17 protein-coding genes are annotated in these 20,821 nt (G+C 63.5%); 6 read left to right on the top strand and 11 right to left on the bottom strand.

Annotation, left to right across the window (positions count from 1 at the left end; translation table 11 throughout):
• The first annotated feature begins 336 nt into the window (after positions 1 to 336).
• The 5 genes from H3U90_RS06460 (at position 337) to H3U90_RS06440 (ending at position 6,400) form a co-directional block, all read left to right on the top strand.
• The gene (locus H3U90_RS06460) at positions 337 to 528 is read left to right on the top strand and encodes a hypothetical protein (protein ID WP_198177492.1); all 192 of its coding nucleotides are present in this window, start codon (positions 337 to 339) and stop codon (positions 526 to 528) included.
• Entirely contained in the window at positions 525 to 1,952 is a 1,428-nt protein-coding gene (locus H3U90_RS06455; protein WP_198177491.1) for a PGAP1-like alpha/beta domain-containing protein, read from the top strand. The genes H3U90_RS06460 and H3U90_RS06455 overlap by 4 nt, the downstream gene beginning before the upstream one ends.
• A 72-nt stretch (positions 1,953 to 2,024) precedes the next feature.
• Positions 2,025 to 3,470, top strand: coding sequence for an adenylosuccinate lyase (purB, locus tag H3U90_RS06450; RefSeq protein WP_198177490.1), 1,446 nt, complete (start codon positions 2,025 to 2,027; stop codon positions 3,468 to 3,470).
• A 2-nt stretch (positions 3,471 to 3,472) separates the two neighbouring features.
• Entirely contained in the window at positions 3,473 to 5,944 is a 2,472-nt protein-coding gene (locus H3U90_RS06445) for a lysylphosphatidylglycerol synthase transmembrane domain-containing protein (RefSeq protein ID WP_198177489.1), read from the top strand.
• Positions 5,945 to 6,112: 168 nt separating this feature from the next.
• On the top strand, positions 6,113 to 6,400 hold the full coding sequence (locus H3U90_RS06440) for an HU family DNA-binding protein (RefSeq protein ID WP_015022121.1): 288 nt from the start codon (positions 6,113 to 6,115) through the stop codon (positions 6,398 to 6,400).
• 100 nt (positions 6,401 to 6,500) lie between these two features.
• Here H3U90_RS06440 and H3U90_RS06435 read toward each other — a convergent pair whose 3' ends face one another.
• From H3U90_RS06435 to rpoZ, 10 genes are all read right to left on the bottom strand, one after another.
• Positions 6,501 to 7,934 (bottom strand): proteasome accessory factor PafA2 family protein, encoded by a 1,434-nt coding sequence (locus H3U90_RS06435; protein WP_198177488.1) that lies wholly within the window; start codon positions 7,932 to 7,934, stop codon positions 6,501 to 6,503.
• A 3-nt stretch (positions 7,935 to 7,937) separates the two neighbouring features.
• Positions 7,938 to 8,141 carry a ubiquitin-like protein Pup gene (locus tag H3U90_RS06430; RefSeq protein WP_198177487.1) on the bottom strand — a complete coding sequence of 68 codons (204 nt, stop codon included), beginning with the start codon at positions 8,139 to 8,141 and terminating at the stop codon, positions 7,938 to 7,940.
• A 24-nt stretch (positions 8,142 to 8,165) separates the two neighbouring features.
• Positions 8,166 to 9,002, bottom strand: coding sequence for an inositol monophosphatase family protein (locus H3U90_RS06425; protein WP_045935548.1), 837 nt, complete (start codon positions 9,000 to 9,002; stop codon positions 8,166 to 8,168).
• A 90-nt stretch (positions 9,003 to 9,092) separates the two neighbouring features.
• Positions 9,093 to 10,601: a depupylase/deamidase Dop gene (dop, locus tag H3U90_RS06420; protein ID WP_198177486.1), complete on the bottom strand. Its 1,509-nt coding sequence runs from the start codon at positions 10,599 to 10,601 to the stop codon at positions 9,093 to 9,095.
• Positions 10,598 to 12,160, bottom strand: a complete 1,563-nt coding sequence (gene arc / locus H3U90_RS06415) for a proteasome ATPase (protein WP_198177485.1) — start codon at positions 12,158 to 12,160, stop codon at positions 10,598 to 10,600. Before arc ends, dop begins: the two co-directional genes overlap by 4 nt.
• A 72-nt stretch (positions 12,161 to 12,232) precedes the next feature.
• The gene (gene fmt / locus H3U90_RS06410; RefSeq protein ID WP_198177484.1) at positions 12,233 to 13,207 is read right to left on the bottom strand and encodes a methionyl-tRNA formyltransferase; all 975 of its coding nucleotides are present in this window, start codon (positions 13,205 to 13,207) and stop codon (positions 12,233 to 12,235) included.
• 45 nt (positions 13,208 to 13,252) lie between these two features.
• The gene (locus H3U90_RS06405) at positions 13,253 to 13,957 is read right to left on the bottom strand and encodes an HAD family hydrolase (protein WP_198177483.1); all 705 of its coding nucleotides are present in this window, start codon (positions 13,955 to 13,957) and stop codon (positions 13,253 to 13,255) included.
• Positions 13,958 to 14,058: 101 nt separating this feature from the next.
• The gene (locus H3U90_RS06400; protein ID WP_198177482.1) at positions 14,059 to 16,362 is read right to left on the bottom strand and encodes a primosomal protein N'; all 2,304 of its coding nucleotides are present in this window, start codon (positions 16,360 to 16,362) and stop codon (positions 14,059 to 14,061) included.
• A 93-nt stretch (positions 16,363 to 16,455) separates the two neighbouring features.
• Positions 16,456 to 17,676, bottom strand: coding sequence for a methionine adenosyltransferase (gene metK / locus H3U90_RS06395; RefSeq protein ID WP_198177481.1), 1,221 nt, complete (start codon positions 17,674 to 17,676; stop codon positions 16,456 to 16,458).
• 61 nt (positions 17,677 to 17,737) lie between these two features.
• A complete protein-coding gene (rpoZ, locus tag H3U90_RS06390; protein WP_015022131.1) occupies positions 17,738 to 18,022 on the bottom strand; it encodes a DNA-directed RNA polymerase subunit omega in 285 nt (94 codons plus the stop codon).
• 178 nt (positions 18,023 to 18,200) lie between these two features.
• Between rpoZ and ilvD the strand changes: the two genes are divergently transcribed.
• The gene (gene ilvD / locus H3U90_RS06385; RefSeq protein WP_198177480.1) at positions 18,201 to 20,060 is read left to right on the top strand and encodes a dihydroxy-acid dehydratase; all 1,860 of its coding nucleotides are present in this window, start codon (positions 18,201 to 18,203) and stop codon (positions 20,058 to 20,060) included.
• Between the two features lie 75 nt (positions 20,061 to 20,135).
• On the opposite strand, the gene gmk is transcribed toward ilvD, so the two are convergent.
• Entirely contained in the window at positions 20,136 to 20,759 is a 624-nt protein-coding gene (gene gmk, locus H3U90_RS06380; protein WP_198177636.1) for a guanylate kinase, read from the bottom strand.
• Positions 20,760 to 20,821 lie beyond the last annotated feature (62 nt).

Raw genomic sequence — 20,821 nt, 5'->3', positions numbered from 1 at the left:
CGACCGCGCACAACCTTTCGCGTGAGTCATTCCACCACCCTCTTTCCCAACAAATCGATTCCCATGCAGACGAACGTCCCATGACTATCAGACCGACAGAATTAGCGGTAAATCCGTCCACAGCCAGATGAACCGGACCTCATTCGACCACATGGCCCTACGGGGATCATTTCAAGATGATTGCAATGTTGTAGTAGAGACATGTATAGGTCATCCTCGTCACTACCCACCCTGGGTCCCTTCCTCGAACAGCAATCCTTCCTGACTGATCCGGAAGAGGCCCAAACCTGCCCCTGTCATGCGAGAGCGGCCCGCTGCCGGGCCATGCTGTTCGATATGGCACGGCAGTCGCGAACCACTCTGGTCCATCTGAGTGAATTAGCCGACCAAGCTCTGAGGGTCGACTGGGAAGGCCGGGCTGCTGAGGCCTATAAGGCCCAGGTGCGGGCCATGGATGCCGTCTGCCAGGATCAGCGCATCCAGGCAGGCCGCACCCTGAACCTGATCGATCAAGAGATCCGGCCATGAAGCGGACCATCACCGCTGCCCCCGACGCCAACGGCTATACGCGCACCGAGCTGGACCACCTGACCGGCATGGCGGACAGGCTCAACCAAGCAGGTGGTGCCTTGGCCACCATGCAGTCCCAGTGGGTTCTGACTAATCGGGCCATCTGCAGAATCATGCCGGGGCTGCCTGCCCTCCCCTGCACCCAGGCTGCCGTGCCGCCGCCGGATCACGCCCATCTGCCAATGGATCGGATGGTGTCCTTCTGCAGTGACCAGGCCCAGGCCTGCGAAGACCTGCGCACCCGGCTCCAGTCCGTGGCCGACCGGCTGACCAAGGCCTATGGGCTCTACTCGCAGGCTGAATCATTCATTGACAGGCTGATGAACTCCCTGACGTCCAAGGCCTTGACTGTCTTCCGGCCTATTTCCCCGTTCATGCTGGGATCCATCGGTTTGGGCCTGGGAGTAGCCAAACTGACCGGCCACCTGGACTCATCGCAATTCCAGGAAATTCTGGAAACCACGGCCAGCATCCAACAGCCCCTGCTGACCGCGGTCGCATCCGGCCTGTCATCGGACCGTCATGATCCCATTGGCGGATTGGTCACCGGCCCCGGCCTGCTGATGCCATTGATACTCGCTCATTTCCAGGGTGACCGAATCGCTATGGAGCCCGTTCATCCGCAAGGCGAAGGATTGGGCGAGGCCCATAACATCGCCGGTGCTCTGCACAACCTAGAGACCCTGGGATCCTGTCGGGACGGCATTCCCTACGCCACAGTCGCCGTACAGCGTTATCGGGAGGCCGACGGCAAAGACCACTGGCTGGTCTACATACCCGGCACCAGCTCCCATCTGGACTCCCCCATCGGTTGGGCCCAGAACATCCAGCTCATGAGTGACAAGGCATCAGTGCGCGACAGGGCGGCCTCCCTGCGTCTGGTGGACCAGGCCATGCAGGATGCAGGGGTGCGCCCGGACGATCCGGTCAGCCTGGTGGGCCATTCCCAGGGTGGGATTGTGGCCGCCACCATGGCTTCGGATCTTTCGGACCGCTACAGCTTCGATCACATCGTGACCGTCGGCTCGCCCATCGCCCATCGGAAAATACAGCCTGACACCTGGGTGACCAGCGTGGAGATGCGCGAAGAGCTGGTCTCCAGCCTTGATGGGGCCGACAACCCCTCTCGATCCAATCAGCTGACAGTCAGGGGACGAGCGGGCGGGCCTCCCCCTCCAGGTGGGACACAGACCGGCCGGACAGTGACCACTGCCGGCCCCGGCAAGGAATCCACCCACGGCATGGCCTACCAGCAGGCGGCCTGGGCTGATGCCCGAGATCAGAACTCACCAGCAGTACGACGTCAGGACGACCACTTCGCCCATGCCATCGAGGGCGATCTGCAGGAGACCCGCTACTACCGTGGCAGGCTACGACGGTGAGCGGGACACGCGGCCCCCCAGGAGCACCCATGCCGCTTCCTGCTGGTTGACCCGGTCGTCTAGGCTGGAGGCATGAACCTGAGCCGAATCACCCCAGTCATCCCCCTCAATCCCCTGGACGGACGTTACCGCAGACAGACCGCCGATCTGGTGGATTATCTGAGCGAGCCTGCCCTGAACCGCGAGCGCATGCGGGTCGAGGTCGAATGGATGATCATGCTGGCCAACGGCTACCAGGGCAACGGCCAGCACCCGGTCCTGCCGGGCGTAGAGCCTCTGACCGAGGCAGAACAGGCCTACCTGCGCGCCATACCCGAGGATTTCGACGCCGACGGCATCACCGAACTGGCAGGCATCGAAGCCCAGACCCACCACGATGTCAAAGCTGTGGAATATTACATCGACCGCCGCCTGGAGGCTGCAGCCACAGCCCTTGGCCCCGAGTCCCAACTCCCTAGGCTGACACCCCTGGTCCACTTCGCCTGTACCAGCGAGGACATCAACAACCTGGCCTATGCCCGCTGCATCCGAGGCGGGGTCGAGCAGGTCTGGCTCCCCAAGGCCACCCGGATCGAGAAGCATCTCGCAACCATGGCGGAGCAGTACCGGGATCTGCCCATGCTCGCCCTGACCCACGGCCAGCCGGCCACACCCACCACCCTGGGCAAGGAGATGGCGGTCTACGTCCATCGGCTGCACCGGCAGCTGGACCGAATCCACAATCAGGACTATATGGGCAAGATGAATGGCGCCACCGGAACCTTTGGCGCCCATCTTGCCGCCCTGCCGCAGGTGGATTGGATCAATCTGACCCGCACCTTCATCGTGGAGCGGATGGGTCTGGTCTGGAACCCGCTGACGACCCAGATCGAGTCGCACGACTGGCAGGCCGAGCTCTTCAGCAACATCGCCCACCTGGGCCGGATCCTGCACAACCTGTCAGTGGATGTCTGGATGTACATATCCCGCGGCGTCTTTGCCCAGGAACCCGTCAAGGGCGCGACAGGATCCAGTACCATGCCCCACAAGGTCAACCCCATACGCTTCGAGAACGCCGAAGCCAATCTGGAGATCTCAGGAGCCCTGCTGGACACCCTGGCCACCACCCTGACCGAAACCCGTTGGCAGCGGGACCTGACCGACTCCACCACCCAGCGCAACATCGGTTCGGCCCTGGGATACAGCATGCTGGCTCTGGACAACCTGGACGGCGGACTGCAGACCATCCACCCGGACAAGGCACTGATGGCCCGCGAGCTGGACAGCAACTGGGAGGTCCTGGGCGAGCCTATACAGACGGCCATGCGGGCCGCTGGACTGGCGGGACGTTCAGGCATGGATCATCCCTATGAGCAGGTCAAGGAGCTGATGCGGGGCAAGAGAATCGGACGGGAGGATGTCGAGCACTTCATCGATGGCTTGGATTTGGACCGGGACACGGCCAGTCGGCTCAAGGCCTTGACGCCGGCAACCTACACAGGCGCAGCCGGAACCTTGGTGGACTTCGATCGCGACTGACCATGACCCCGTCCCAGTCGACCATAACCCCCGAGGACACCGATTCCGCCGATCCTGTCAAGGCGGATCAGGTCGTCATCCGGGACACCCCGCCCCAACGGGTCCACGATGCCGAGGATCTGCTGCGAGCCTTGGCTGCTCTGATCCTGGGAATCCTGGTTACCCTGGCGGCTGTCTATCTGAAGGGCATAGCGGCCGGGGTCGAATCGGACATGCGCCAGGCCGGCAATGCCATGGACTGGCTCATGGACGTACCTACCGCCTTCCTCCAGCAGGCAGTGACCGTGACCGTGGTCCTGACCGTGATTGTCCACCTACTGGTCAACAGGGAATGGATCCAGGCCATCACCGCCCCCCTGGCCATGTTCCTAGGGTTCGGGCTGGTCATGCTGACCTCCAACCTGATCCTGAAGGCGGGCAACCCGACCTTGATTGCCTCATTCAGCTCCCAGAACGCCATAGGGTCACCCGTCCTGCTTCCCGACTTCTATGCCGGTCTGGCTGCCTTCCTGAGCGCAGCAGGACCCCGTCGCTTGCGCAGCTCGGTCAAGTGGGGATGGAACGCCCTATATATTGTGGCCGTCATCATGGTCGCCATATCCTCCAACTCGGCCAGCGGGGTTCTGGTCTCGCTGATTCTGGGACGGATCATGGGCATGGTCGTCCGATATCTGGCGGGCACGCAGAACAAGGGAGCCTGGGGACAGGGAGTGGTACAGGCCATAGCATCCATCGGCATCCAAACCGCCAGTCTGGAACGTCAGGATCCCAGTCTGGATGCCGATGGCCAGCCTCTGCCCGCCCTCGACGACGACCTTATCGAAGCTTCCCGCATCTACAGAGCCCAGGACAGGAATGGCCGCAACTATACGGTGTCGGTCATGGACGGCCAGCTGCACACCATGGGCTATCTGATGCAACTCTGGCAGTGGATCAAGCTGTCCGGAGTCTCCATGCGCCGGGACCGGTCGGTCAGAAACTCCATGCAGCACCACATGGCCATGCTGGCTGAACTGCGGGACCTGGGGCTGACCGCCCTGCACCCCTATGGCCTGGCGGAGAGCGCGGAATCCTCGATTCTGGTCCTGGAGGATGACGTCCACCTTCGGCCCCTGGAACCTGGAAGCCTGGACACGGACAGGGCCAAGCAGCTGATGGACTACCTCCGCCGGGCCAACGATCGCGGCTTTACACACCGCCGCATCCGCCCGGAGACACTGGCCATGGACCAGTCGGGCTCCATGGTCATCGCCGGCTGGGAGAACGGCGACAGCGCCAGCTCCCAAGCCAACATCGCCCTGGACCGTATCCAGCTTCTGGCCCTGGTTGCCACGATGATCGGTGTGGACCAAGCCATCGAGGCCGCCCGTGCCTCCTGGGGGGTCAAGACCCTGGCCGGACTGTCGCCCTTCTGCCAGATGGTGGCCATTCCCTCACAGACCCAGTCCCTGCCCGGCTGGGATCGGCAGATTCTGGCAGACCTTCGCAAACAGCTGCGGGCCCTGGCTCCACCTGAGTCGGTGGCGGAGACCGGCCAGGTGACCCTTTCCCGCTTCAGCCTGCGTAGCTTCGTGGCACTGGCCCTCTTGGTGGTGGCTGTGGCGGTCATCATCACCCAGTTCAACCTGCCCCAGGTCATCAGCGCCGTCCGCAACGCCAACCCTTGGATGGCCGGACTCTCCTTCCTGCTGGGGTCACTGTCCTGGGTGGGCTGCGCCATCACCCTGGGAGTCTTCATCGACCCGGCCAAACGCGACTTCAAGGGCATCTTCCTGTCCCAGGTCGCCTCCTCGTTCACCTCGGTCTCCATGCCTGCAGGGGTGGGGCCGGCCTTCGTCAACCTGCAGTTCCTGCGGCGGGACGGTTACGACAACACCATGGCCACGGCCATCATGAGCGCCGTGGTGGCAGTTCAGTTCGCAACCACCTTCTGTCTGCTGATCGTCATCGGGCTGTTCACCGGGCGTAACACCCTATCCGGGATGATCCCCACCAACACCCTGGTCATCGTCATCGGGACGGTGGCCATCATCGCGGCCCTGATCATGGCCATCCCATACACACGGCGGCTGGTCATGGAACGGCTGATGCCCATCGTGGCCTCCTACGCCCGCCACCTTGTGGAGATTCTGACCCAGCCCAGGCAGCTGGTGGTGGCCGTGCTTGGGGCCGTGCTGCAGTCAGCCGCCCTGGGCATGAGTTTCTGGGCCGCCCTGATGGCCTTCGGATGCAGGACCAACGTGTTCGAGACCACCTTCGTCTTCCTCCTGGCCAACACACTAGGCTCGGCCGTCCCCACCCCCGGCGGCCTGGGGGCCATCGAAGCGGTGCTCTTCTCCGCCTTCCGCCTGGCAGGTGTTCCCTCGGGCGTGGCCATATCGGCCACCCTGGTCTTCCGGGTGGCCACCTACTGGCTACGCATCCCCCTGGGAGCCCTGGCCATGCGCTGGTTGAGCAGCCATAATCGCATCTGAGGAACCTTCGGGCAGTCCCAATCCCGACGGCCTCAAAAATCGCGTGGTGAAATGTCGAAAACCCCCGGAAAATGCGGTGTTTGGGCCTAATCTGCGCTAATATCAGTCATTGACCGTTGGGCTTTCCCCAAATCAAGCAGTGGGAGGCCCCCGAAAGAAGGATGTTCTATGGCATACAACAAGTCTGATCTCGTTTCGAAGATTGCACAGAAGTCCAACCTGACCAAGGCTCAGGCGGAAGCTGCTGTCAACGCCTTCCAGGATGTCTTCGTCGAGGCCATGAAGTCCGGTGAGGGTCTGAAGCTGACCGGTCTGTTCTCGGCCGAGCGTGTCAAGCGTGCCGCCCGTACCGGACGCAACCCCCGCACCGGTGAGACCATCAAGATTCCGGCCAGCTATGGCGTGCGCATCTCTGCCGGCTCGCTGCTGAAGAAGGCCGTCACCAACAAGAAGTGAAACCAGCCTTTCCGCAAGGGCCCAGACATCCATCCACGGATGCCGGGGCCCTTCTTTTTACAGCAAGACCTGACGGATGATCAGCAGTGCAAACCGGACCCTAGGCACTCGGCTTTGCAGCACCCCTCAGGAAGTCCATCAGGGAATGGTATCGGGGTGGACCCAGCTGGTCGAAGGGATCAGGCAGGGCCACCTCGACTCGGTGGGAACCACCCAGGACCAGGTGGCTCCAGTCGCATGACCATGTGCGCGTTCCCCGGTCCGCCATACGGACGAAGTCGCCACGCAGACGGGCCCGGGTATCCTCCGGAGGCTGGTCCATGGCGCGCTGTACCTCGGAATCGTCGATCGGTGAGCACATGAGCCCATGCCTGACCAGGCCGGGGAAGGACCTTCCCTCGCTCAGATCGTGATAGTCCAGGTCCACCGCCTCTTCCAGATCCCGTCCGGCGCCTCGTCGACTCAGGCCCTGGAGCAGCCGCAGCTTGGCGGCCCAATCCACCCAGTCAGCCAGATCCTGCCAACGCCCCGCGTCCAGCGCATCCAAGGCTGCCCTCCAAAGTTGCAGGGCACGCAGAGCCTGGGACCGGTCGATGCCTATATCCTCCTGCTGGTCCACCAAGGCCTTGCAGGCCGACCAATAGGACTCTTGTAGACCCAGAGCGCTGATGCCACCGGTCTTCGTGGAAGCCTGCAGGTCCAGGGTGACACGGCCGGTCCGATCCCGACTGACGGCTCGGACGGCTGCACCGGGGTCAGCCAGGGCGCAGTCGACCAGGTCTGGCCGTCTGCCCCGACGGCAGGCTTGCTCGATCAGATTGAGGACAAGGTGGGTGCTAGCCATCTTGAACCAAGTGGCCAGCGGCGACCGGTTGGTATCCCCTACGATCACATGCAGACGACGCCATCGCTCGGGATCAGCCAGAGGCTCGTCACGGGTGTTGACCATGGGACGGGCACGGGTGGTGGCCGAGGAGACCGCCTCATCCAGAAAGTCGGCCCGCTGGCTGAGCTGGAACCCATCGGGACTCAGACGACCCGCCCCGGTGATCAGTTGCCGGGTGACCAAGAAGGGGACCAGGCAGGCTCCAACCATGTCCAAGGGGACTCGCCGGTCCAACAGGTAATTCTCATGGCAGCCGAAGGCATGGCCTTGGGCATCCACATTGTTGGCGAAGACGTGAACCTTGACGGGCCTGCCCAGGTCCTCCGCCAGACGATTCCGGGCGCGATCTGCAAGGTCGGCCATGATCCGCTCCCCGGCCAGCACCTGGGTCAGGGCTGTCAGCGGATCACGGGCCTCCGCTGTAGCATACTCCGGGTGGGAGCCCACGTCCAGGTAGAGCCGGGCACCATTGGGTAGATAGATGTTGGTTGATCCGTGCTTATCAATGAGAGGGCGGAACATGGCCATAGCCACCCTGCCGGCGGCGTAGGGGGCACTGGCACCGGTCAGGCTCAGTCCATACTCGGTCTCGATGCCGAATATCCTGTGAAAGTCCGAGTCAGTCCCCTGCCCCTGCCCTTCCGCCATGGATCACTGACCGCCCTTCTGGACGAAGCCCTGCACATACTCCTTGGCGTTGGTCTCCAGGGTGGTCTCGATGTCATCCAGGACGGCATCCAGGTCGGATCCAGCCGTCTGGCCCTGTTCCTGTGCACCGGTCTGCGGCAGATCCTCTTCCTGCTCCTGCTGCTGCCCGGCTGCCATGCGCCGCCCCTGCTGGGATGCCTCAGCCATGGTCGCTCTCCTTCCCTGCGCGGATCAGCGCCCGCTCAGATACGTGTTCAAATCCTCCGCGATGAGTCCGTTGGTGGCCACCACGTCGTTGCTCCCCTCCCAGCGCACATGTCCGCCGTCCCAGCGCCAGAGAGTGCCCTTGGCCTCCCGGACCACGACAGCCGCCGCAGAGACAGCAGGGATGTCCCAGGAGTGCAGGGCCGGCTCGAAATAGGCGTCGTAGCTTCCGTCCGCCACCCGGCACAGATCCAGCGAGACAGGACCGACGCGCTTGATGTCGGCAGGCTTGCCGGCCATGCGCGAGACGATCTGCAGGACCTTTTCGGACTCGTTGGGGAAGTAGGACATGCCGAAGCTGATCACTGATCCGGTCAGGGTGGTCATAGTGGAGGGGATGATCTTCTCCCGCTTGTCGCCCACGATGGTTCGTCGGATCCTGATGGCGCCCTGGCCCTTGGCTGCCAGATAGGTCAGGCCCAGGACCGGGGCATGCACGATACCCAGGACCGGTGAGGCGTGGCCCTTCTCATCCACGGCGAACAGGGAGATGGTCAGCGTCCATTCGGCCATGTTGCGTACGTAGTTGACCGGACCGTCGATATGGCCCAGGCACCAGTAGCGGCCGCCCGGACGGCGGTTGCCGGCCTCCTCCTCCCAGAAGCCATCCATGGGGTCCAGGGCGGCGATCTTGGTCCGGCAGTAACGGATCAGACGCGTGTCAATGCCCGGAGAGAACTGGGTGCCCTGGCCAATGGCTGATGTGGAGCGGGGATCGTGGGGATTGATCTGGTCCTGGAGGGCATGACGGCCGGCCTCCACAGCGATGGTGGCGGCCTGCATGGCCAAATCGCGCAATTCCATACTTCTCTTCTCTTTCAAACGGGTGGTCGAGGCATTGCCGACCGTGGTCCACCGGTGGTCGTCCGGTCTGATATCGGACTATTTTCTGCGCTATGAGCAGTATATGTCGCGGCCATCCCGGCAGGAAGACCGTGTGTGACCCAGCGGATCGGACAGGTCCACGACCCTGATCCTAGACTCCTCCTCAGGTCCCTGCTCCTCAAGAATGACACGACTCCAGGAGACTGCCCTGACCACATCAGGGCAACGGTGGAGCAGCTGGGAACGGCACCAGGCCCGGGTCTGCTCCGGGCCCTGGTCCATGGCCCTGGTGATCTGGTCGGGATTGGCCAGTTGCAGAACGGATCCTCTGAGTCGCCAGGGCAGGTCACGGCCGGGATCCACCCGTGCCCAGGCCAGATCCAGGGCCGCCAGACGGGGATCCGACCAGTCGGATAGGGACCGACGGCGGCGCAGACGCTCCAAGAGCTGCCACTTGAGCAGCCATTCCAGCCTGCCTGCCTGATCGTGCATGGCCAGACGGGCCTCGTCGTCGCAAGAACGAACCAGAGCCAGATCCTCGAGCACCTGGCCCCAGAGGTTCAGAACCCGGTCGTCGGCACAACCTGGCCGGTCGGCATCCCTTCTGACCTGTCGGACCGCATCCAGCAAGGCCCCTTGAATGGTCAGCGCATCGGCGAATCCTCCGTTTGCCAAGGCCAAAGACTTGGTCAGGGTGACATCACGGGAAACCGTGTGCAGGGCCGACACCGGATCATCCAGCGTCCAGCGATCCAGCAGTTCATCGACCAGACGGGTCGAATCCCCCTCCGACTCCAGGAGCGCCAGCAGCAGATCGGTGGTCCCCAGCTTGAGGATAAGGGGCGCATCCAGCCGGTTGGCATCGCCCACAATCACATGGAGACGGCGGCTGCCCGGCCCCGCATGGGACTCGTCCCGGGTATTGATGATCGGTCGTCCGAAGGTGGTCTGCAGTCCAATCCGGCTGGTCAGATAGTCGGCGCGCTGGCTGAGCTGGAAGCCAGCCCCCTCGCTCCTGGGCCCCAGGCCCACTCTGCCCGAACCGGTGTAGATCTGCCGGGTAACGAAATGAATAGTCATCAGGGCCGCCACCCTGGCGAAGGGCACCGCCCTATCCATCAGGTAGTTCTCATGCGATCCCCAGGCGGCACCCTTGCCGTCCACATTGTTCTTGTAAAGAGCCAGGCCTCCGGCCCTTTCTGCGGCCAGGGCCATCATCCGGTCCCCCGCGCGGTCCTGGACCAGCGCATCGAAGGCATTCACCGTTTCCGCCGAGGCATACTCGGGATGGGCATGATCCACATAAATCCGAGCGCCATTGGGAGCTGCCACATCGATCAGCCGGGCACCAGGCGCATCGGTGAGCATGCTCGGAGCGGCAGCTGAACGTGGTAGCCGACCTCCCCTGGCATCATTGACCGGATCCTCATTCCCGTAGTCCCAGCGGATGTGCGCCAAGTCCGGCTGGGCAGCGGCCCTTACCAGACGCAGGGCCAAAGTACGCGGATCAGCGCCGGGATCCTGGGGGTCGGCAATGGCATACTCCGTTTCGGTGCCCATAACCCGCCCGGCATTCATGACCGCTCCACTGGCCCGTCGACCGGGCGAACCTCCTGGACCTGTCCCGGACGCAGTCCGGCCAGATCGGCCCAGCGGTCCGGATCCTGGCCACGCAGCTCCTCAAGAGTGTCCTCATACTGCCCGCGGACCGCCCTCGTGCAGAACCCACGGTCAAGACCCACCTGTCGACCCTGCTCGATGGAGGCCTTGACCGCCATGGTCTTGACCCGATCAACCAGGTTGTGCAGCATGGCGCCGGAGACCGCAGACTCCAGGTAGAGGGGCTGCCAGCGGCCCGTGGCATCCATGACCTTGCCCAGCAGATGGTCACCATCCCGTGCGAAGAGTCCATCGACCAATACCTGGATCAGCTCCTCCGGACTGGCATCATCCTCCATGGGCATATCGGAGCTCAGATACTTGCCCAGGATGGCGGCGGACCTGGTCCTGTCGGGCCGGTCGATGCGGATCTTGACATCCAGCCGTCCTGGGCGCAGAACCGCCGGGTCGATCATGTCGATGCGGTTGGAGGCACCGATGACCATGACCTGGTCCAGGGACTCGACACCGTCAAGCTCGGTCAGGAACTGGGGGACGATGGTGGTCTCAACATCCGACGAGATGCCCGATCCCCGGGTTCGCAGCAGGGCATCCATCTCGTCGATGAAGACCACCACCGGTCCACCCTGGCCTGCCAGGCTGCGGGCCCTGGCGAACAGGCGGCGGACCAGCCGTTCCGACTCCCCCACGAACTTGTTGAGCACCTCGGGGCCCTTTACCGACAGGAAGATCCCGTGGCCGTCGCTCTCCTGGGCCAGTGCTCGGGCCAGGGCCTTGGCGATCATGGTCTTGCCGTTGCCGGGCGGCCCGTAGAGCAGGACACCCTTGGGGGCCTGAAGCCCATAACGACGCATCAGATCGGCATGTTGGAAGGGCAGCTGGACCGCATCACGAATCCGCTCAATCTGCCTGTCCAGACCCCCAATATCCGAGAAGTCCACGTCGGGGGTCTCCTCCAGCAGCATGTCGGACCGGTCAGACTCAGGCAGAACAGCCAGGGCCATCGAACAGCTTTCGTCCATGAGCAAGGCGCTGCCTGCCTCGATGGGCTGGTCCTGCAGAGAGCCCGCACGAGCAGCGACGCGGGTCTGCCCGGAGGGGTCTTCCACCAGCAGGGCACCGGATTCCAAGGTCTCCCGCAGTGTGCGGACCTGACCGGTCACCGGCTGATCGCCCACACGCACCACCACCATATCGGCATTGAGCAGAACCTCCTGGCCGCCCCGGATCCGCTCGGCGTGGATATCGGGCGCCAGGGGCACCACCATCCGCCTGGAACCGTTCAGGATCAACAGACGGGCCTGCTGCACCCCCTGACTGTCATAGGCGACGGAATCCACACCCAGGGCGAGGGCGACAGTCAAGGGCGGTTGGCCCAGCTGGGCCAACTGGCTCTTGGCCTTGGACAGTTCCTTGGCAGCCCTGGTCAGCGCCGCAGCCAGGGCCCGGTTGCGCCGATCAGCGGCCTGACCCTGGTCATTGGCAGATTCAGCCTGCTCAACATCGTCGGACTGCATGACTTCTCTCTTCTCTCCTTCGTCCGCCCTGGGAGCCCCGCTCGGCCTGGACAGCCAGCCGGGCGGAGGGACTCAGCTGCAGCGGGCTCCGTCCTCCAAACGAGCTCCACGGGCCCAGTCCATGGCCTTCATGGCGCGCTTGCCGGCAGCCTTGACCATCTGCAGCTCCAGGGGCAGGGTCTTGGTACCCACCCAGAGATGGCGACGGTCCATGGCCAGCCGACCCGGCTCCAGATGCAAGGGAAGACCGGGCTCATCCCCTCGGGCTGGTGCCGCCCTGAGCACGGTCAGCCCTGTCTGCCTGTCCTGCGGGTCATCGCCTTGCCGATACAGACACCAGGCTCCCGGTTCCGGGCTGCAGGCCCGGACCTGTCGATCCAGGGCGAAGACGGGCACATCGAAACGCATGTGGGCATCCTGGTGGGTGATTTTGGCGGCCACCTGGTAAGCGCCCTGAGTCTGCTTCTTCGGTTGAATCCGACCTTCCGCAAGGGCCTCCAGGCTTGCAGCCAGCAGGTGGGATCCGTCCTCAGCCAGGCGATCCAGCAGCTCGCCCGAGGTCTCGTGCGGCCCGATCTCGACCGTGGACTGGGCCAGGATGGGCCCCTCATCCATACCGGCCGTCAGACGGAAGACCGTGGCGCCGGTGATGGTATCCCCGGCCCAGATGGCCCGCTGTACCGGAGCCGCCCCCCGCCACTGCGGCAGCAGGGAAAAGTGCAGGTTGTACCAGCCCCCCTCAAAGGCATCCAGGACCTGCTGACGCAGGATCCGCCCGTAGGCCACGACGGCTGCACAGCTGGCACCAGTATCCTGCAGCCGTGCCGGAAAATCCGGATCGGATGGGTTGTTTTCAAGAACGGGAATCCCCAGCTTCAGGGCCTCAGCCTTGACCGGACTGGGATGCAGATGCCTTCCACGCCCCTGGGGAGCGTCGGGTCTGGTGAGCACGGCAGCAACCCGGAAATGCTCCTGATCGGCCGTCAACAATCTTAGAGATGGCAAGGCGACCTGAGGCGTGCCTGCAAACAGCAATGTCATGACCATATCGGCAATCTCCTTTTCATCTGACGACTTCGGACCTCTGCACGTTCACTGCACCTGAGGAATGTTCACCCCTGCCTCGATCAGAGCTGTGCGCAGTCCATAGGGGTCACTGAATCGCAGGCTGCGGATGCCGGCCTTGTTGGCACCGACTACATTCATACCCTTGTCATCCACGAAGAGGGTCCTGTCAGCCTGGATTCCGAACTGATCCAGGGCATAGCGGTAAATGGCCGGGTCGGGTTTGCGCATGTGGATGGGCCCGGAGACCACCACCCCGTCCAGCCTATGCAGGAAGGAGTCGCCGTCCCAGGCGTAATGGAAGAGCTCTGCGCCCCAATTGGTCAACCCCCATACACCCAAGCCTGCCGCCTTCAGATCATCCACCAGCATGCGGGCACCGGGCACCGGGCCGGTCAGCGAATCGACGAAGTGGTCACAGTAGTAGGCGAACATGTCATCCCAGGGTGACCCGCAGTTGGCGGCCACCCAGTCACGGGCCTGGGCGCAGGTGGCTCCGCCGTCCATCATGTTGTTGGCCCGGTAGAAGCCGGAACGGTTGTCGTCCAGAAGGGCTTCGATGCTCCCGCGCCCGTATCGGGCCACCATGGCCATCTCGGGCTGCCAACGAATCAGGACGTTGCCGAAGTCGAAGATGACCTGCTCAATGGGCTGACCCTGGGCCTGAGCTGCTTCCTGCCCAGCCTGGATCACATCTGCCTCAACCCGGATCTCGCCCGGCCATCCCTTCATGGCTCTCCGCCTTTCCTGAGTTCGTTCTTATACACCTTTGACTGCGTTCCCTCATGAAACCACGTCGCATAGACCCCCTGCATATCCGCCTGGAGCGCCAATCAGGTCAGATCCTTGGGATCCATCCGGAAGCGCAGCTCTCCTCGCCCACGGCCGGCCAGGTACTTGGCCTGAGCCTGCTTGAGATCATCAGCCAGCTTGTCCCGGCGGGCGGTGGGCACCCGGACCAGGGCTCGGACCCTGTCCTGGGTTCCCTCCAGATAGCCGGCTTTCAGCGTGGACGGCGCCGGTATGGGCACAGGCCCAAGCAGGGCAGGAACAGGCTCAGGACCAGCATCCGTCACAGCCTCCTGACCTGGCGCAATCCCGACGGCGTCCAACATCCAGACGACGGCCTCCCTTTCGCCCCAGATTGCAGCCATGCCGACCGCAGGGGGCATGGCGGTCAGCCGACGGTCCTCCAAATCGGCGGCGGCCAACACCGGCCCCTGCCAGGTCATCAGCGCCTGGGCCAGCTGAGGATCGCACTCCCCCAGCAGGAGCACCTGACCTCCCTGTGCCCGGGAACAGCAGAAGGAGGCCACGCGCATCCAGGCTCCCAGGGTGTCCATACGAGCATCGACGCCAGGGGCATACAGGCTGGTCCAGGCGTCCAGAATGGCCACGGCACGGTATCCTCGCGACAGCCGAGGCAGATGCGAATCGCCAGTGTCTGTATTGTTGCCATCGACGCCCGAACCAACCACCCTGGGCTCGGCGCCCGGGGTGGCGATGACCAGACTGGGACGATCCTGTACACGCTCGACCACTCCACGGGGCTGGCTGGGCGAAGAGATGACGATGGGCACATTTCTGAAGAGCATGCGCAGCTCCTGGGCCGTCCCGGCGGCACCTACCCTGACCACCCGAAGCCGTGAACCCCCGCAATCCGGGCAGGACCAGTCCGTAGCCGCAGCCCCGCACCAGGCGCATCGCGGCGCGCCAGGCCGCCTGGCCCACAGGGGTCCGGTGCAACGCGGGCAACGAGCCTGATGATGGCAGCGAGCGCAACTCAGGCTTTCGAAAATGCCGTCCTGAGGAATGGACAGCAGAACCGGGCCACGCTCCAAGGCTTTGTTGATAACAGCGACAGCGGTATGAGGAACCCGGGCGCCCATGGTCGGGTCGGCCAGATGGCTCAGTTCCTCCCGGTTCAGCCAGCGAATCCAAGGCTGTAGGGTCGTCACCGCAGGCCGGTCAAGCGTCAAAGCGGTGCCTGGACCGGTCACGCCAGAGTCTGCTTCGGCAGCCTCGGGCAGACTCTCCCAGTGGGAACGCACACTTCTGGCACGGGCCATGGCCAGGAAGACGCCGCCATGGGCACGCGCCCGCAGCCTCAACACCCCACGGGCGTTGGCGTATGGCATCATCCCGTCGGCATACTGGTAGCTGGCATCGTCCATCAGAGCGAAGAGGGCTGGACCCTCCACCGGGGCGTACATCGCAGCCCGCAGCCCGATGGCACAGCGGACCTGACCGGAAGCCAGGGCAAGGTAGGCCCTGTAACGCTCGGCAGGAGCCGTGCCGCTGTCCAGAATGGCGAAATCCCCGGACCAGCCGCGCGCCTCCTGTTGGCCTGGACCTGCGGTGACAGAAGGGCCAAAGGGACGCAACCCAAGTTGCTGGAGGACTGCAGACAAGTGGACCACCTGACGGGTGCCCGGCAGCACCATAACCGCCGACCGGCCGGCCAGCAAGGCAGCTATCAGCACCCTGGCAGCCAGCAGGGCGGCCTGGTCCATGCCGGGCAGAATGTCAGCCAAAAAGGAGGCGAAGGCATCGTCTTCCAGCGATTGGTCCAGATTCTCCAACCCCTGATAGCCCGGATCAAGCCTTTGTTTCAGGTCCTTGTGTCGCTGGGCCAGCCCGGCCACCCAGGCGGGGTCGGACGCCAATCGGGGCTGACCGGGAACCAGCTGCTGCTCCTTGTCGATACGCGCCACGCGAGGGGGAAGGGCCAGCCGCAGAATGTTGGCCTCGGTGCCCCCATAGGCTCTGGCGATGGCAGTGATGTCCGCGCGCAGGGAAGGTGAGATCAGGCTGCGATCCAGCACCACCCGCTCCAGGAAACGCAGGGATGCGCGGGGAACCTGGCTGTCTGCCACGCGTTCCCAGATGATGCCGTTGACCCTGCGCGCCCCGAACCGGACGCGAACCAGGCATCCCGGCTGTGCATGATCGTCCTGGTCGGCATCCACCAGATAATCGAAGGTCCCGCCCAGATGAGTGGCCTGCACGTCCAGCACCACCCGTGCCACAGGAAGTTCATCGGCCGGTCGGCGGGGTGGCTTCTTTCGACTGCTGCTCGAACGACGGCGTGGGGCAAGACCATCCAGGGCGGGCTGACTGACGGCCTGCGAATCCATGGCTGCTCCCCTCGCTTTCACAATTAAGAGAACCACGGCGGATTCCCCCGGTCGATGACCTGGAAACCCACCGTGGCTCTTGACGAACAGCTACTACCTGGTCATGCCGATGGCGGCCTTGAGCTCGCCCACCTTGTCCACCTGCTCCCAGGTGAAGTCGGGGTCCTCCCGGCCGAAGTGCCCATAGGCTGCAGTCTTGGCATAGATGGGTCTCAACAGATTCAGCTCGTCGATGATGGCAGCAGGCCGCAGGTCGAAGACCTCGCGCACAGCCTCCTGGATCCGCTCCCGGCTGACCCCCTGCTCTGTGCCATAGGTCTCCACGTTGACGCTGACCGGATCGGCTACGCCAATGGCATAGGCCATCTGGACCTCGACCCTGTGCGCCAGTCCAGCGGCCACGATGTTCTTGGCCACCCAACGCGCGGCGTAGGCAGCGGACCGGTCGACCTTGCTGGGATCCTTGCCGGAGAAGGCGCCGCCTCCATGATGGGCCGCACCGCCATAGGTGTCCACGATGATCTTGCGACCGGTCAGTCCTGCGTCAGCCGCAGGGCCGCCCAGAATAAAGGAACCGGTCGGATTGACCAGCACCCGGTAGCCCTGGTGCTCGACGGCCTTGCCGCAGACGCGATCCAGCACGGGCGTGATGACATGCTCCATCAACTGCTCCTGCAGCCAGTCATGACCCACCTCGGGATCGTGCTGAGTGGAGATGAGGACCGTGTCCACCCGGCGGGGACGGTCATCCTGATCGTATTCGATGGTGACCTGGGTCTTGCCGTCGGGCCGCAGATGGGGGATGATCCCCTCCTTGCGAACCTGTGCCAGCCGGAAGGCCAGCTGATGGGCCAGATAGATGGGCAGGGGCATGAGCGTGTCGGTCTCATCACAGGCGTACCCGAACATGACGCCCTGGTCGCCGGCCCCCTGGGACTGGTAACGTTCCTCACGGGTGGCAGCACTTTCCTGACTGGCCGACAGCCGTTCCACACCCTGGTTGATTTCCTTGCTCTGCTCGCTCAGAGCCACGGTCACGCCGCAGGAATCCGCGTCCAGACCAATTTCCGACGATGTGTAGCCGATCCTGCGCAGCACCGACCGGACCTGGGACTGAATGTCCGTGTAGCCCTGGGATGAGACCTCTCCGAAGACGAAGAAGAGGCCCGTGGCCGCCGAGGTCTCCACAGCCACATGCGAGTGCGGATCCTGGGCGATCAGATCGTCCAGGATGGCATCGGAAATCTGGTCGCAGACCTTGTCTGGATGGCCCTCGGTCACTGATTCAGCCGAAATCAGCCGTCGCTCTGTCATTTCATTCACCTTTGTCTAGAAACCGTCACCGCCCGAGAACCCCGCACTGAGAGTCGAAGGCTCAGTTGCCTTCGCTCAGATCGTCCTCACCCAGGGTCTCCTCAAGCAGGCCCTCGTTGATTTCACGGAAGGCGATGGACAGGGGCTTCTCCTGGTTCTGGTACTCGACCAGTGGGCCAACGTTCTGCAGCAGGCCCTCGTTGAGCTGCGTGAAATAGGAATTGATCTGACGGGCCCGCTTGGCCGCGAAGATAGAGAGCGCATACTTCGAATCGGCGTGCTTCATGAGATCGTCGATGGGAGGATTCGCAAATCCCTGCGGATGGGGCTCGGTACCGAATGCCATAAGATGTTTCTCCAATTCAACTGGATGAACCATTCATTCAATCTGAATGATTTTACCGCCCGGGCTCGATTTTAGCTTCGGATGCTTCTCTGCCGGAAAAAGCAGGGTGAAAAGACCGAAAGTTCCAACATGTGGTCATGATCAACCCGTTGATGCCCACGATCACTTGAATAAAACTATGCAGATGCGATCAGCCAAGTTGATGAAGGAACGAGAGTTCGCGGGCGCCCGTGCTCTCTATCGTGCCGCTGGCGTCAAGGGTGAGGACTTCGGCAAGCCCATCGTGGCCATCGCCAACTCATTCTCCGAGTTCGTGCCCGGCCACGTCCACCTGAACAAGGTGGGGCGCCTGGTCTCCAAGGCCGTCAAGGAAGCGGGCGGCATCCCCCGCGAGTTCAACACCATCGCCGTGGACGACGGCATCGCCATGGGCCATACCGGCATGCTCTACTCTCTGCCCAGCCGTGACCTGATAGCTGACGCCGTGGAATACTCGGTCAACGCCCACTGCGCCGATGCCCTGATCTGTATTTCCAACTGCGATAAGATCACCCCCGGCATGCTCATGGCCGCTCTGCGTCTGAACATCCCCACGGTCTTCGTCTCCGGCGGCCCCATGGAGGCCGGACGTACCGTCATGCCCGATGGAACGGTCCAGGAGAGCACCGACCTGATCGATGTCATGTACGCCTCGGCCGATGACAGCATCGATGATGAAGGTCTGCTGGCCTTGGAGAAGACGGTCTGCCCCACCTGTGGTTCCTGCGCCGGCATGTTCACCGCCAACTCCATGAACTGCCTGACCGAGGCCATGGGTCTGGCCCTGCCCGGCAACGGCACCACCCTGGCCTCGCACACAGCCCGGAAGATGCTCTTCGAGCGGGCAGGCAAGCTGGTTGTCGAGATTGCCAACCGGTACTACCAGGATGACGACGACTCGGTCCTGCCACGTTCCATCGCCACCAAGAAAGCCTTCGAAAACGCCATGACCATGGATGTGGCCATGGGCGGATCGACCAACACCGTCCTGCACATCCTGGCCGCCGCACAGTCGGCGGATGTGGACTTCACCCTGGACGACATCGAGCGCATCTCCCACACGGTCCCCTGCATCTGCAAGGCCTCCCCCTCCGGAGACTGGGAGATATCCGACGTCCACCGGGCCGGCGGCATCTGTGGCATCCTGGGCGAACTGGACCGTGGCGGGGTCCTCCACCAGGACACACATTCCATTGACTACCCGGACCTGGAGTCCAAGCTCAACGACTGGGACATCATGCGCCCCACCTGCCTGGACCAGGCCAAGGAGCTCTACCACGCAGCGCCCGGACACATCACCTCCCCCGAGCCCTTCAACCAGTCCAAGGAGTGGGAGGACCTGGACACCGACCGCGTCAACGGCGCCATTCACGACCTGGATCACCCGGCCGTCTCCGAAGGCGGCCTGGCCATACTGCGAGGCAATCTGGCCCCCGATGGCTGCGTGGTCAAGACCGCAGGCGTGCCCAAGGAAATCTGGAACTTCCGCGGACCGGCCCTGGTGGTCGAATCGCAGGAACAGGCCGTGGAGGTCATACTCAACGGCACCCTGCACAAGGGGCAGGCCCTGGTCATCCGTTACGAGGGACCCAAGGGTGGCCCAGGCATGCAGGAGATGCTCTACCCCACCTCATTCGTCAAGGGCAAGGGCATCGGCAAGGACGTGGCCCTGCTGACCGATGGCCGCTACTCCGGCGGCTCGTCAGGCCTGGCCATCGGCCATATCGCTCCTGAAGCAGCCAACAAGGGCCCCATCGCCCTGATCCGCAACGGCGACATGATCCGCATCGACATCCCCAACCGGCGTGTAGACGTGGAGCTGAGCGATGAGGAACTCGCCCAGCGCCGCGCAGAGCTGGAGGCCGGCGAAGGCTATGTGGCCCACAGGGACCGCAAGGTCTCCCTGGCTCTGAAGGCCTACGCCGCATTCGCCCGCTCGGCAGACAAGGGCGCGACCCGCGACCCGGATTTGATCAACCAACTTTCGGGTCTGGACTGATAGACCAAAATCCCCCAATCGGGCTCCCACTCGATTGGGGGATTTTTTGACTCTTCTGGAATAAAGGCCAGGTGCTCAGAGACCGTATTCCTTGGCGATTACCTCCCAGAGCGCCTGGGCTGCCTTATCCACGCTGTCATTGACTATGACCTGGTCGAACTGATCCTCTGAGGCCAGTTCCACCTTGGCTGTCTCCAACCTGCGGGCCCGCTGCTCCTCATTTTCGGTTCCCCGCATGTTCAGCCTGGTGACGAGGTCCTGGAATGAGGGCGGCGCCAGGAAGACGTAGAACACTTCCAGGCCCAGCTCCCCTGCCCGTTGGCGGACACGATGCGCCCCCTGCAGATCTATTTCCAAAATCGTGGGCACCCCTGCCGCCAGATGGTCCAGAACCGGCTGCAGCGGGGTGCCATAGTGGGACATGCCATGGACCAGGGCGGTCTCCAGAAAGTCCCCAGTGGCCTCCCTGCGGGCAAACTCCTGTTCATCCATGAACCAGTAGGTGATGCCGTCCTTTTCGCCCGGACGCGGTGCCCGAGTGGTGGCCGAGACGGAGACCCAGACCTCAGGGTGGGCATGGCGCAGGGCCGCCTCCACAGTGCCCTTGCCTACGGCCGTGGGCCCCGTCAGCACGATCAGCCGGCCGCCCGCCTCCCCTGGATCTCCGGTCTGTTCCCCCGAAGAGTCCTGACTCGACATGTCGGCACCGTTGATCGCTGACACGGCCACTTCCTTTCCTTAAGGTCATCCTCCGGCATATC

Source organism: Bifidobacterium sp. W8103, from assembly GCF_016100775.1.
Lineage (GTDB): Bacteria > Actinomycetota > Actinomycetes > Actinomycetales > Bifidobacteriaceae > Bombiscardovia > Bombiscardovia choladohabitans.
Note: the sequence above shows the minus strand (reverse complement) of the source record. Positions and strands in the feature narration are given on the sequence as shown.

Bases quoted from the DNA above. Each gene is read 5' to 3' on its own strand.
- ilvD (WP_198177480.1), top strand. From the start codon at position 18,201: ATGCAGATGCGATCAGCCAAGTTGATGAAGGAACGAGAGTTCGCGGGC.
- H3U90_RS06400 (WP_198177482.1), bottom strand. From the start codon at position 16,362: ATGGATTCGCAGGCCGTCAGTCAGCCCGCCCTGGATGGTCTTGCCCCA.
- purB (WP_198177490.1), top strand. From the start codon at position 2,025: ATGAACCTGAGCCGAATCACCCCAGTCATCCCCCTCAATCCCCTGGAC.
- H3U90_RS06435 (WP_198177488.1), bottom strand. From the start codon at position 7,934: ATGGCGGAAGGGCAGGGGCAGGGGACTGACTCGGACTTTCACAGGATA.
- arc (WP_198177485.1), bottom strand. From the start codon at position 12,160: ATGCAGTCCGACGATGTTGAGCAGGCTGAATCTGCCAATGACCAGGGT.
- H3U90_RS06445 (WP_198177489.1), top strand. From the start codon at position 3,473: ATGACCCCGTCCCAGTCGACCATAACCCCCGAGGACACCGATTCCGCC.
- H3U90_RS06405 (WP_198177483.1), bottom strand. From the start codon at position 13,957: ATGAAGGGATGGCCGGGCGAGATCCGGGTTGAGGCAGATGTGATCCAG.
- H3U90_RS06425 (WP_045935548.1), bottom strand. From the start codon at position 9,002: ATGGAATTGCGCGATTTGGCCATGCAGGCCGCCACCATCGCTGTGGAG.
- dop (WP_198177486.1), bottom strand. From the start codon at position 10,601: ATGAATGCCGGGCGGGTTATGGGCACCGAAACGGAGTATGCCATTGCC.
- H3U90_RS06455 (WP_198177491.1), top strand. From the start codon at position 525: ATGAAGCGGACCATCACCGCTGCCCCCGACGCCAACGGCTATACGCGC.
- fmt (WP_198177484.1), bottom strand. From the start codon at position 13,207: ATGGTCATGACATTGCTGTTTGCAGGCACGCCTCAGGTCGCCTTGCCA.
- H3U90_RS06460 (WP_198177492.1), top strand. From the start codon at position 337: ATGGCACGGCAGTCGCGAACCACTCTGGTCCATCTGAGTGAATTAGCC.
- rpoZ (WP_015022131.1), bottom strand. From the start codon at position 18,022: ATGGCATTCGGTACCGAGCCCCATCCGCAGGGATTTGCGAATCCTCCC.
- metK (WP_198177481.1), bottom strand. From the start codon at position 17,676: ATGACAGAGCGACGGCTGATTTCGGCTGAATCAGTGACCGAGGGCCAT.
- H3U90_RS06440 (WP_015022121.1), top strand. From the start codon at position 6,113: ATGGCATACAACAAGTCTGATCTCGTTTCGAAGATTGCACAGAAGTCC.
- H3U90_RS06430 (WP_198177487.1), bottom strand. From the start codon at position 8,141: ATGGCTGAGGCATCCCAGCAGGGGCGGCGCATGGCAGCCGGGCAGCAG.
- gmk (WP_198177636.1), bottom strand. From the start codon at position 20,759: ATGTCGAGTCAGGACTCTTCGGGGGAACAGACCGGAGATCCAGGGGAG.